At 71.6% G+C, this 12,282-nt stretch carries 11 protein-coding genes; 4 read left to right on the forward strand and 7 right to left on the reverse strand.

What is annotated here, in order from left to right:
- Window positions 1–72: 72 nt before the first annotated feature.
- The 4 genes from GL259_RS27325 to GL259_RS27340 all read left to right on the forward strand — a co-directional run bounded on the left by GL259_RS27325 (window position 73) and on the right by GL259_RS27340 (window position 5,304).
- A complete protein-coding gene (locus tag GL259_RS27325; RefSeq protein WP_159535960.1) occupies window positions 73–942 on the forward strand; it encodes an SDR family NAD(P)-dependent oxidoreductase in 870 nt (289 codons plus the stop codon).
- 92 nt (window positions 943–1,034) lie between these two features.
- Entirely contained in the window at window positions 1,035–3,314 is a 2,280-nt protein-coding gene (locus tag GL259_RS27330) for a polysaccharide lyase 8 family protein (RefSeq protein ID WP_159535961.1), read from the forward strand.
- Window positions 3,315–3,468: 154 nt separating this feature from the next.
- Window positions 3,469–5,052 (forward strand): acyl-CoA carboxylase subunit beta, encoded by a 1,584-nt coding sequence (locus GL259_RS27335; protein WP_159535962.1) that lies wholly within the window; start codon window positions 3,469–3,471, stop codon window positions 5,050–5,052.
- A 57-nt stretch (window positions 5,053–5,109) separates the two neighbouring features.
- Entirely contained in the window at window positions 5,110–5,304 is a 195-nt protein-coding gene (locus tag GL259_RS27340; protein WP_159535963.1) for an acyl-CoA carboxylase subunit epsilon, read from the forward strand.
- A 182-nt stretch (window positions 5,305–5,486) separates the two neighbouring features.
- On the opposite strand, the gene GL259_RS27345 is transcribed toward GL259_RS27340, so the two are convergent.
- The 7 genes from GL259_RS27345 to GL259_RS27375 form a co-directional block, all read right to left on the reverse strand.
- The gene (locus tag GL259_RS27345) at window positions 5,487–6,068 is read right to left on the reverse strand and encodes an ATP/GTP-binding protein (RefSeq protein ID WP_159535964.1); all 582 of its coding nucleotides are present in this window, start codon (window positions 6,066–6,068) and stop codon (window positions 5,487–5,489) included.
- A complete protein-coding gene (locus GL259_RS27350; RefSeq protein WP_159535965.1) occupies window positions 6,049–6,621 on the reverse strand; it encodes a DUF742 domain-containing protein in 573 nt (190 codons plus the stop codon). The genes GL259_RS27345 and GL259_RS27350 overlap by 20 nt, the downstream gene beginning before the upstream one ends.
- Before the next feature lie 94 nt (window positions 6,622–6,715).
- Window positions 6,716–7,129, reverse strand: a complete 414-nt coding sequence (locus tag GL259_RS27355) for a roadblock/LC7 domain-containing protein (protein WP_004983065.1) — start codon at window positions 7,127–7,129, stop codon at window positions 6,716–6,718.
- Between the two features lie 10 nt (window positions 7,130–7,139).
- Window positions 7,140–10,397: a nitrate- and nitrite sensing domain-containing protein gene (locus tag GL259_RS27360; RefSeq protein ID WP_166461569.1), complete on the reverse strand. Its 3,258-nt coding sequence runs from the start codon at window positions 10,395–10,397 to the stop codon at window positions 7,140–7,142.
- Between the two features lie 389 nt (window positions 10,398–10,786).
- Entirely contained in the window at window positions 10,787–11,377 is a 591-nt protein-coding gene (locus tag GL259_RS27365) for an ATP/GTP-binding protein (RefSeq protein ID WP_159535967.1), read from the reverse strand.
- Complete coding sequence (locus GL259_RS27370) at window positions 11,358–11,753, reverse strand: DUF742 domain-containing protein (protein WP_159535968.1); 396 nt, start codon at window positions 11,751–11,753, stop codon at window positions 11,358–11,360. Before GL259_RS27370 ends, GL259_RS27365 begins: the two co-directional genes overlap by 20 nt.
- A gap of 111 nt (window positions 11,754–11,864) precedes the next feature.
- Window positions 11,865–12,278, reverse strand: coding sequence for a roadblock/LC7 domain-containing protein (locus GL259_RS27375; protein WP_005479910.1), 414 nt, complete (start codon window positions 12,276–12,278; stop codon window positions 11,865–11,867).
- Between the last annotated feature and the right edge of the window lie 4 nt (window positions 12,279–12,282).

Below are 12,282 nucleotides of genomic sequence, written 5' to 3' on the forward strand. Positions count from 1 at the left end.
CCCGCAGCGACCACGAGACCAGAGCAGCGACCACGAGACCAGAGCGGACCGACAGCGCAGGGAGACCGACTCGTGACCCACACCGGCTCCGGCTCCACCTACGACCCCCCGGTGGAGCCCGTACGCGGTGCCCGTCACACCACCGCACCCGCCCCCGCCCCGGCCACGGCGCGCGGACACGGGCCGCCGCCCCCCGCGGGCCGGCCCGTCGCCCTCGTCACCGGCGCGTCCTCGGGCATCGGCGCGGCCACGGCGCGGCGCTTCGCCGCCGGGGGCTGGCACCTGCTGCTCAGCGGACGGGACCGGCGCCGGCTGGAGGAGACGGCGTCCGGCACCTCGGCGGTCCTCCTGCCCGCCGACCTCGCCGCCCCGGAGGGGGCACGCCTGCTGGCTCAGGCCGCGCTGCGCCAGACCGGCCGGATCGACGTGCTGGTCGCCGGGGCGGGCATCGGCTGGGCGGGGCCGTTCCGGGCCATGCCGCACACCGACATCGACCGGGTGCTGTTCCTGGACCTCAACGCGACGCTGCACCTCGTACGGGAGGTGCTGCCCTCCATGGTGACGGCCGGCAGGGGCCGGGTGGTCCTCGTCGGCTCGCTGGCCGGCTGCGTGGGCGTGCGGGAGGAAGCGGTGTACTCCGCGGCCAAGGCCGGGCTCGCCGCGTTCGCCGAGGCGCTCCGGCAGGAGCTGCGCGGCACGGGCGTGGGGGTGACGCTCGTCGTGCCCGGCCCCGTGGACACGCGCTTCTTCGACCGCCGCGGCCGGCCGTACGACCGCTCCCGTCCCCGCCCCGCCTCGCCCGTCAGCGTCGCGGGAGCGGTCTGGGACGCGGTCTCCCGGGGCCGCGACGACGCCTACGTCCCCGCCTGGCTCACCCTCCCGGGCCGCGTACGCGGCCTCACCCCCACCCTCTACCGCCGGCTCCTGAACCGCTTCGGGTGAGGAGCGCCACCGGCGGCGCGTCACCGCGCCTCCGTCCGGGTAGGGTCCCCCCGGTTCCCACCCGTCCGTCCGCACCGGTGGAGGGCACGGCCATGACTCCCGAGCGCCGCGCCTTCCGCCGTCGCGCCGGCGACCGCTCCCGCGCGCCCGACCCCTACGACACCCTCCGCCGGCGCTGGCTCGACCTCACCCTCGGCACGGGATACGACCCGGACGCCGAGCCGTACGCCGCCCGTCTGGCCGGGACCGGTGAACGGGCCCGCTCCCTGCGCGCCGCGATGGACCCCGCCCCCCGCTCCCTCTGGCCCGGGCACCCGTTCGACCCTCCCGCCGGCATCACCCTCAGCTACGGCCGCCTGTGGACCATGACCCGGGCGTACGTCCAGCAGGGCACCGGTTCCACCGGCGACCCGGGGCTGCTCGCGGACGTCCTGCGCGGCCTCGACCACCTCTTCGCGACCGTCTACCACCCCGGCACCACCCGCTACGGCAACTGGTGGGAATGGCAGATCGGCAGCCCCCGCGCCCTGACCGACATCCTCGTCGCCCTGTACGAGCAGGCCGGCCCCGACCGCGTCGGCGCCGCCTGCGCGGCCCTGGACCACTTCGTCCCCGACTCCGCGCTCGCCGACTACTGCGGCACCTCGACCGGAGCCAACCGCGTCGACCTGTGCCGCGGCGTCGCCCTGCGCGGCGTCCTCGGCCGTGCCCCCGCGAAGATCGCCCTCGCCCGGGACGCGCTCTCCCCGGTCTTCCCGTACGTCACCCGGGGAGACGGCCTCCACGCCGACGGCTCGTTCGTCCAGCACACCCGGGTCGCCTACTCGGGAACGTACGGCCAGGTCCTGCTCGACGGCCTCGGCCGGCTCCTCGCACTGCTCGCCGGGTCCGCGTGGGAGGTCACGGACCCCGACCGGGACGTCGTCCTCGACAGCGTGGAGCACGCCTTCGCCCCGCTCGTCCACGACGGCCTGGTCATGGACAGCGTCAACGGACGGGCCGTCAGCCGCGGTCACCTCAGGAGCGACGACCGGCCCGTCCTGCGCTCCGACCACTTCCACGGGCAGCAGCTCATCGCGGCCGTCGCGGTCCTCGCCGAGAGCGCGGGCCCGGCCGAACGCGACCGCTGGCACGCGCGGGTGAAGGGCTGGATCGAGCGGAACACCGTGTCCCCGGTCCTGACCGCGCCCCAGTACGGCGTCGCCGACCTCGCGCGGCTGCACGCCATCGCCGCCGCACCGCTGCCCGCCGCACCCGAACCCACCGGGCACCGGCTCTTCGCCGCCATGGACCGCGCCGTGCACCGCCACCCCGGCCTCACCGTGAACATCGCCATGGCCAGCGACCGCATCGCCCACTACGAATGCGGCAACGGCGAGAACCCGCGCGGCTGGCACACCGGAGCCGGGATGGTCCTCTGGTGGGTCTCGGGCCGCGGCGACCAGTACACGGACTGGTTCTGGCCCACCGTGGACTGGTACCGCCTGCCCGGGACCACCGTCTCCACCCGGCGCCTGCCCGACCGGGCCGGCGGCGAGTGGGGCGAGCCGAGGCCGGACGTGCGCTGGGTCGGCGGCACCACCGACGGCGCGTACGCGGCGATCGGCCAGCACCTCAAGGGCCTCGGCTCGACCCTCGAGGCCCGCAAGTCCTGGTTCTGCGCCGCGGACGCGGTGATCTGCCTCGGCGCCGGCATCACCTGCACCGACGGCGTCCCGGTCGAGACGGTCGTCGACAACCGCAACCTGGGGGAGTCCGGCACCCACGTCCTCACCCGCGGCCCGCGCTGGGCCCACCTGGAGGGCCACGGCGGCTGGCTCGTCCTCGACGGCGACCTGCGGACCCTGCGCGAGGACCGCACCGGCGCCTGGTCCGACATCAACACCGCCGGCACCACCGAGCGCCGCACCCGCCGCTGGCAGACCCTCTGGCTGCACCACGGCACCGATCCCACCGAGGCCTCCTACGCCTACGTCCTGCTGCCCGGCGCCTCCCGTCCCGAGGTCGCCCGTCGCGCCGCCGGCCACCGCCGGCTGCGGATCCTCGCCAACGAAGGCGCCCGCCAGGCCGTCGCCGTCCCCCCGCTCGGTCTCACCGCCGCCAACTTCTGGCAGCCGGGCACCGCGGGCCCGCTCACCGCCACGTCGGCCGCGAGCGTGCTGGTCCGCCGCCGCGGTCGTGCCGCTACGCTCTGCGTGAGCGAACCGACCCGAACGGGCGAACCACTGGAAATCATCTGGGAGCACCCCGTGCGGGGGGTGTCGCGGGCCGACGATTCCGTGGAAATCCTGGCCACCGGCCGCCGGTTGCGGCTGCGCATCACCCCTGGGGAGGTATGCGCCACCCACGGATGTGAGGTGGCTCTCAGTTGACGGCTTTGTGCGACCTCTACAAGCCGTATGCCCTCTGAGCAGTCGGAACGCCTGCATACGGCCGTGGTTCTGTTCAGTGGCACCAGGAAAACACCCCGGAGACTGTGAGGAGTCGACGGCTCGCATTTCCCGGTGGGCTTCGTAAGGTCACTACATGACCGTTTTGGATGAGGCGCCGGGTGAGCCGACCGACGCGCGCGGACGCGTGGCCGAACTGCACGAGATCCGTGCGCAGGCGCTGGCCGGACCGAGCGAGAGGGCGACGGCGGCACAGCACGCCAAGGGCAAGCTGACCGCGCGCGAGCGCATCGAGCTGCTGCTGGATGCGGGCTCCTTCCGCGAGGTGGAGCAGTTGCGCCGGCACCGGGCCACCGGGTTCGGTCTGGAGGAGAAGAAGCCGTACACCGACGGTGTGATCACCGGCTGGGGCACGGTGGAGGGCCGCACGGTCTTCGTCTACGCCCACGACTTCAGGATCTTCGGCGGCGCGCTGGGCGAGGCCCACGCCACCAAGATCCACAAGATCATGGACATGGCCATCGCGGCGGGTGCGCCGCTGGTGTCGCTGAACGACGGCGCCGGCGCCCGCATCCAGGAGGGCGTCTCGGCGCTGGCCGGCTACGGCGGCATCTTCCAGCGCAACACCAGGGCGTCCGGGGTGATCCCGCAGATCTCGGTGATGCTCGGCCCGTGCGCGGGCGGCGCGGCCTACAGCCCCGCCCTGACGGACTTCGTGTTCATGGTCCGCGACACCTCGCAGATGTTCATCACCGGCCCCGACGTGGTGAAGGCCGTCACCGGCGAGGAGATCACCCAGAACGGGCTGGGCGGCGCCGACGTGCACGCCGAGACCTCCGGGGTGTGCCACTTCGCCTACGACGACGAGGAGACGTGCATCCACGAGGTGCGCTACCTGCTGTCCCTCCTCCCGCAGAACAACCGGGAGAACCCGCCCCGGGTGGAGGCCGCGGACGCGCCCGACCGCCGCAGCGACGTCCTGCTCGACCTGGTCCCGGCCGACGGCAACCGGCCCTACGACATGGCCAAGGTCATCGAGGAGATCGTCGACGACGGCGAGTACCTGGAGGTCCACGAGCGCTGGGCGCGCAACATCATCTGCGCGCTGGCCCGGATGGACGGCCAGGTCGTCGGCATCGTCGCCAACCAGCCGCAGTCGCTGGCCGGCGTGCTGGACATCGCCGCGTCCGAGAAGGCCGCCCGCTTCGTGCAGATGTGCGACGCGTTCAACATCCCGATCCTCACCCTCCTGGACGTGCCCGGCTTCCTGCCGGGCGTCGACCAGGAGCACGGCGGCATCATCCGCCACGGCGCCAAGCTGCTGTACGCGTACTGCAACGCCACCGTGCCGCGGATCTCGCTGATCCTGCGCAAGGCCTACGGCGGCGCCTACATCGTCATGGACTCCCAGTCCATCGGCGCCGACCTGACCTACGCCTGGCCGACCAACGAGATCGCCGTGATGGGCGCCGAGGGCGCGGCCAACGTCATCTTCCGCCGGCAGATCGCCTCGGCGGAGGACCCCGAGGCCACGCGGCAGAAGATGGTCAAGGAGTACAAGTCCGAGCTGATGCACCCCTACTACGCGGCCGAGCGCGGCCTGGTCGACGACGTCATCGACCCCGCCGAGACCCGCGAGGTGCTCATCCGCTCCCTGGCGATGCTCCAGACCAAGCACGCCGACCTGCCCTCCCGCAAGCACGGCAACCCGCCCCAGTAACCCGGCGGACCCCTCGCGGCAACCCCGCGGACCCCTCTCCCAGGGAGACTGACACCCATGAGCACACCTGACATCCGCGTCGAGAAGGGCCACGCCGAGCCCGAGGAAGTCGCCGCCATCACGGCGATCCTGCTCGCCCGCGCGGCCGCCCGGCCCGCCGAGACCGCTCCGGTCCACCGAGGCCGCGCGAAGGCCGGCTGGCGCCGCCTGGAGCGCGAACCCGGTTTCCGCGCCCCGCACAGCTGGCGCTGAGCCGCTCGACCCGCACACGGCCCCGCCCTCCTACGGGAGGGCGGGGCCGTCTCCGTCATCCGCCGGCGGGACGCACCCCGGGGCGTCCGGGTCCCGGTACCGGCGCCGGAACCGCCGGGAACACCGAACGGCCCCCGTTCCTCCCACAGGGAGGGACGGGGGCCGTCGCAGTCGTGAGGACGCTACCGCAGGCGCGCCATGAGGGCGTGCTCCACGAGCGTGATCAGCGTCGACTTGGCGTCCGCGCGGTGGCGGGCGTCGGTGGTGATGATCGGGGTGTCGGGGCCGATCTGCAGTGCCTCGCGCACCTCTTCGGGCTGGTACGGCTGCTGTCCGTCGAACCCGTTGAGGGCGATGACGAAGGGCAGTCCGCTGTTCTCGAAGTAGTCGACGGCGGGGAAGCAGTCGGCCAGCCGGCGGGTGTCGACGAGGACGACCGCGCCGATGGCGCCGCGCACCAGGTCGTCCCACATGAACCAGAAGCGGTCCTGGCCGGGCGTGCCGAACAGGTACAGGATCAGGTCCTGGTCGAGCGTGATGCGGCCGAAGTCCATGGCGACCGTCGTGGTCGTCTTGTCCCCGGTGTGGGTGAGGTCGTCGATGCCCGCCGAAGCAGACGTCATGACGGCCTCCGTGCGCAGCGGGTTGATCTCCGAGACGGCGCCGACGAACGTGGTCTTGCCCACGCCGAAGCCGCCCGCCACCACGATCTTCGCGGAGGTGGTGGAGCGGGAAGGACCGCCGCTAGAGCTTGCGAAGTCCACTGAGCACCCTTTCGAGCAGTGTCACGTCTGGCTGGCCGCCGGCGTTCTCGTCGCCGCCGGGCTGATGGATGGCGACCAGTCCCGCCTCCGCCAAGTCGGCGACGAGGATCCTGGCCACGCCGAGAGGGATGGTCAGCAGGGCCGAGATCTCGGCCACCGACTTGATTTCTCGGCAGAGGTTGCAGATCCGCTGATGCTCGGGCAACTGGCCCTGCATCTGATGCGGCTGCGCGGTGGTGTGCACCAGTGCCTCGATGGCGAGCTGGTACCGCGGCCTGGTGCGGCCGCCCGTCATCGCGTACGGACGCACCAGTGGGTTGTTCGACGCCCCGGCGGGCGTCGGCTCGGGGGTGCGGCGCTGCGGCTGCACGGGCTGGACGCGCGGCGCGTGCGGCTGGTCGTACGGCGAAGGGCCGGGGCCCTGCGGCGCGTACGGCTGCCGGTGGTCCGGGGCGGAGGGGTAGCCGTATCCGCTCTGGGCGGCGTCGTTCTGGCCCTGGGCAGGGCCGTACGACCAGTTGCCCGAAGACGAACCGCCTGGGGGTGTTGCCACTTTCTCCTCCTCCGACTGTGCCGGGCACCCATGACTGTGGAGCCGCGTCCCGAAACCTTACGGCCACGGGACGCCGAAGCGCACCGTCCGTCTGTTAGTTGAGAAGGCTCCCCTGGAGCTCCGCGCGGAGGTCCGGCGTCAGGACCGTACCGGCCCGGTCGACCAGAAGGGCCATCTCGTACCCAATGAGGCCGATGTCCGCCTCCGGATGTGCGAGAACCGCGAGCGACGAACCGTCGGAAATGGACATGATGAAGAGGAATCCCCGCTCCATCTCCACAACCGTCTGGTTCACGCTGCCGCCCTCGAAGATCCGGGAGGCGCCTGCCGTCAGAGACGTCAGACCGGAGGCGACGGCCGCGAGCTGGTCGGCGCGGTCGCGGGGGAAGCCTTCGGACATCGCCAGAAGGAGTCCGTCGGCGGAGACCACCACCGTGTGGGACACCCCCGGGGTGTTGTCCACGAAGTTGGTGATCAACCAGTTCAGGTTCTGTGCCGCCTGGCTCATCGGGCTCACACTAACGCTCCTGGTTGTAGGTGCTGTCAGGACCGAAGCCCTGGCCGTTCGTTTCACTGCCTGCGGTGCGGCCTCGTTGGACACCGCGCCGCAGGTTGCTCAGCCTGCCCCGGACGTCCTCCGGGGCGCGGGAGACCTGTGGGCCTCCCTGAGGAGTGGTTTCGGCGGAACCCTGGACCAGGTTGGCCTTGGGTACCCGCCGCGGCAGGCCGGAGGAGGTCACTCCGCCCGCCTTGGGCTTCCGGAGCTGCGAGGCCTGCTGCCAGCGTTCGTCGTTCGCCGAACGCCAGCCGTTGTCGCCGTCGCTCTCCGGAGTGGAGGCCGGCGGCTCCTGGTCCACGCGCTGCGCGCCGCCCGTGCCGTTCGCGCCGCTCGCGGTGGATCCGCGGCGGGGAAGCCCGGCGTCGGTCAGGGCGTGTCCCTCGGAGGAAGCCGGTCCCGGACGGTCGAAGCCTACGCTGTCCCGCTCACCTGCGTCAGCGGCCTGCGAGGATTCCGCTCCCCGGGCATCCGCAGGGTACTGGGCAGGGTAGCCGTTGTGGTAGCCGTCCTGCTGCGGCCAGTCGTCCTCACGGCGCCGGTCGGCGAAGGCCGGGAAGGACTCGGGGCCGGAGGCGTCCGCCGCCGGGCGGTTCTCCTGGGCCGGCTCCGCGTAGGAGGACCCGGGGTAGTTGCCGCCCGACGGGAAGCCGTCGTTCTGCTGCAGGTGGCCGTTCGGCGCGTAGTAGTCCTCGCCGTACGCCGTCTGCTGCCCGTTGTCGTACGCCTGCTGGTCGTACCCGGAGGTCTGCTGCTCCTGGTAGCCGCCGTCGAAGCCCTGGCCCTCGTGGTAACCCTGGCCGTTGTCGTAGCCCTGCGGGGCCGCGAACTCGTCGGGGTACGCGGACGCCTCGGGGGCCTCCTGGCCGTTCGGGGCGGTCAACTCGGGCTGCGCCTGGGCCTCCAGGGCCGCCCGCCGCTCCTCGCGCATCAGGGAACGGCCGACCGGGTCCAGGTCGCGTATGTCGTCCGGGACCTCCGTGTAGCGGCTGTCGTCGAAGCCGAGCTCCGCCGCGGTGCGCAGGGGCTGGTTGAAGTCCTCGCCCCGGAAGTTCTGCTCCGGGATGATCTGGGAGACCGTGAACTCGTCGCGCTCCGCCTGCTGCTCGCCGCCGCCACCGTGGGTGATCGCGTCCGGCAGCATGACCAGCGAGGTCGTACCGGCCTGCTCGCCCGAGGGACGCAGCTGGACGCGGATGCCGTGCCGGTCGGACAGCCGGCCGACCACGAACAGGCCCATGCGCTGCGAGATCGCGGCGTCCACGGTCGGCGGGTTGGCCAGCTTGTGGTTGATGTCCGCGAAGTCCTCGGCGGTCAGACCGATGCCCTTGTCGTGGATCTCGATCATCACGCGGCCGTCGGGCAGACGGGTCGCGGTGACGCGGACCTTGGTCTGCGGGGAGGAGAACGTCGTGGCGTTCTCCAGCAGCTCGGCGAGCAGGTGCACGAGGTCGGTCACCGCGCGGCCGTGGATCTCGGCCTCGGGGACGCCGGACAGCTCGATGCGCTCGTACTGCTCCACCTCGGAGGAGGCGGCGCGCAGGACGTCGACCAGCGGGACCGGCTGGTCCCAGCGGCGGCCGGGCTCCTCGCCGGCGAGGACCAGGAGGTTCTCGCCGTTGCGGCGCATACGGGTGGCCAGGTGGTCCAGGCGGAAGAGGTTCTCCAGCTGGTCCGGGTCGGCCTCGTTGTTCTCCAGGTCGGTGATCAGGGTCAGCTGGCCCTCGATCAGCGACTGGTTGCGGCGCGACAGGTTGGTGAAGATCGCGTTGATGTTGCCCCGCAGCAGTGCCTGTTCGGCGGCGAGCCGGACGGCCTCGCGGTGGACCTGGTCGAAGGCGCGGGCGACCTCGCCGATCTCGTCCGTGGAGGTGATCGGGATCGGGGTGACCCGGGTGTCGACCCGGCCGGGGTCGGTGCGGGAGAGCTGGTCGACCAGCATCGGCAGGCGCTGCTCGGCGATGCCGAAGGCGGCGTTGCGCAGCTGGCGCATGGAGCGGCTCATCTGGCGGGCCACCATGCCGGCCAGGATGAACGCGGCGAGCAGGGCGACCACGACGGCGGCACCGGTGATGAAGGCGTCGCGCTGGGCGTCGTCGGCGATCTGGGCGGCCTCGTTCACCGCGGTGTCGGCCAGGTCCGATTCGATCTGCCGGTAACCGTCGAACTTGAGCGTGTTCACCGCCCACCAGTTCTCGGGGTTGATGCCCTGTCCGGCGAGCTCCACGCGGGCGGACGCGTCCGTGGTGTCGAGCTTGGCCAGCTCCGCGATCATCGTTTCCGGCTTGGCGGGCGGCGGAACGTAGTCCGGGTCCCTCTGCGCGGCCTCCTGGGCCATGGCCTTGCCGTCGGCCTCGATCTCCTGCGCGAGCCGGTTCAGCTTGTCCGTGTCGGCCTGGGTGCCACCGCCCTTGTACTCCTCGATGGCGATGCGCTCGAGGTAGGCGTAGGAGGAGAGGGCGACGCGCTGGCTGGCGAGCTGGCTGTCGGTCGGGCCGGGCTTCACCAGCATGTGCATACCGATGGAACGCTCCAGCGACAGCGCCGCCTTGGTCAGCGAGATCGCGTAGACCGTGCGCCCGTAGCTGGTGATGTTGCCGGTGCCGAGACCGAGTTCGTTGGCGAACTCCATCAGGGGGTGGGCGACCGCGACGTAGCCCTCCTCCGTGTCCACGCCGCCCTTGAGCTTCGAGGTGTAGGCGGCCGTGCGCAGCTGCGTGAGCGTCGGCTCGACCTTGCGGAACCCGTCCAGCCGGCGCTTCAGGCCCGCCTTGTCCGGCATGTTCTGCGCCGCCTCGTCGAAGGCGTCGGCGGCCTTGTCGGTCGCCGCGCGGGCCTTGGTGACGGCGGGGTCCTGCTGGCCCTTGTTCTGCAGCAGCGGGGCGGCCGTGACGTCCCGCTCGTTGTAGAGGGCGTCGGCGTAGGTGAGGGAGGCCCGCACCAGGCGCGCGGTGTTCTCCGCGTCCTCGGCCTCCTGCCAGGTGTCGATCGAGCTCTTCACCTGGAAGCCGCCCATGACCAGGCCGACCAGCACGGGAAGGAGCAGGATCGCGTTCAGCCGGGTCGTCACACGCCAGTTGCGCGGGGTGAGGCGCCCGCTGCTCGGGGCGGGCGCGGCCGCCGGTTCGGCACCGGGTACGGGGGCGGGCGCCGCTGCGCGCGGCGGCGGGGTGAAGTTGCCCCGGGCCGACGGCTCGGGACTGTTCTTGCTTCGCCTCACTCGACCAACAACCTCTCGGCGGTCGGCACCAACGTTGTGCCGCAGTGTCTCAGAGCCCGGCATGCCATCGACTACTGAGTACGTCTTTGACTATTGGGCAGTTCAGGCATTCCAGCATGCCGACCAGCGCTCTTCCAAACAGTGGAGAGCGGGGAATCCGAGTGATGTGAGTCCCAGATAAAACGGTCATAAAGAGCGACCCCCGCCAAAAGAACGGAGGATCGTGCGCACAGTGGTACCGGTCGACCGCATCGCGTGTCGGGCCTCGCCCGATTCTTCTGCCGAAACGTTATGAACACCGAGGCCGGCCGTGTCGGAGGACACAGCCGGCTCCGGGGCGTCGTCCGCGGCGACCGCCGCGCGCGGCTTTCGGTCCGGACCTGCCGGACCTACCTGAGGCGCGCCATGAGGGCGTGCTCGACCAGCGTGATCAGCGCACTCTTCGCGTCCGCGCGGTGGCGGGCGTCGGTGGTGATGATCGGGGTGTCGGGGCCGATCTGCAGTGCCTCGCGCACCTCTTCGGGCTGGTACGGCTGCTGTCCGTCGAAGCCGTTCAGCGCGACGACGAACGGCAGTCCGCTGTTCTCGAAGTAGTCGACGGCGGGGAAGCAGTCGGCCAGCCGGCGGGTGTCGACGAGGACGACCGCGCCGATGGCGCCGCGCACCAGGTCGTCCCACATGAACCAGAAGCGGTCCTGGCCGGGCGTGCCGAACAGGTACAGGATCAGGTCCTGGTCGAGCGTGATGCGGCCGAAGTCCATGGCGACCGTCGTGGTCGTCTTGTCCCCGGTGTGGGTGAGGTCGTCGATGCCCGCCGAAGCAGACGTCATGACGGCCTCCGTGCGCAGCGGGTTGATCTCCGAGACGGCGCCGACGAACGTGGTCTTGCCCACGCCGAAGCCGCCCGCCACCACGATCTTTGCGGACGTGGTGGAACGGCTGTCGGAGACCGTCCCGCCGCTAGAGCTTGCGAAGTCCACTGAGCACCCTTTCGAGCAGTGTCACATCCGGGGCGCCGGTCGTCTCGTCGCCGCCCGGCTGGTGAATGGCGACGAGACCCGCCTCCGCGAGGTCCGCCACCAGGATCCGGGCCACACCCAGCGGCATGTTGAGCAGCGCCGACACCTCGGCGACCGACTTCACCTCACGGCACAGATGGCAGATGCGCTGGTGCTCCGGGAGGAGCCCCATGAGCGCTGCCGGGTCGGCCGTCGTACTGATCAGTGCCTCGATGGCCAGCTGATAGCGCGGCCTGGTCCGGCCGCCGGTCATCGCATAGGGACGGACCAGCGGCTGGTCGCCCTCGTCCTCGTACGGCTCCGCGTACGGATCATGAGAGGCGGTGGGCGGGGTCATGAATCCTCCGGGCGGGACAGCAAGTCGGTCAGTCAAGCCGTCTGACGGGGCCGGTGGGGGGAATGTGGCGGCCGGACGGTGATTTGGTGAGACGGGTGGTGCCGGGGCCGATCAGTGGAGCAGACTTCCTTGTAGTTCGGCGCGCAGGTCCGGGGTGAGGACCGCCCCCGCGCGGTCGACCAGGAGTGCCATCTCGTAGCCGACGAGGCCGATGTCGCACTCGGGGTGCGCCAGGACGGCGAGGGACGAGCCGTCCGAGACGGACATGAGGAAGAGGAACCCTCGCTCCATCTCGACGACGGTCTGGGCGACGTCGCCGCCCTCGAAGATCCGGGAGGCGCCGGCCGTCAGGGAGGTCAGTCCCGACGCCACGGCCGCGAGCTGGTCCGCGCGATCGCGCGGGAAGCCCTCGGACATCGCCAGGAGGAGTCCGTCGGCGGACACGACGACGGTGTGGGACACCCCGGGGGTGTTGTCCACGAAGTTGGTGATCAACCAGTTGAGGTTCTGTGCCGCCTGGCTCATCGGG

Source organism: Streptomyces sp. Tu 3180 (assembly GCF_009852415.1).
Classification (GTDB): Bacteria; Actinomycetota; Actinomycetes; order Streptomycetales; family Streptomycetaceae; genus Streptomyces.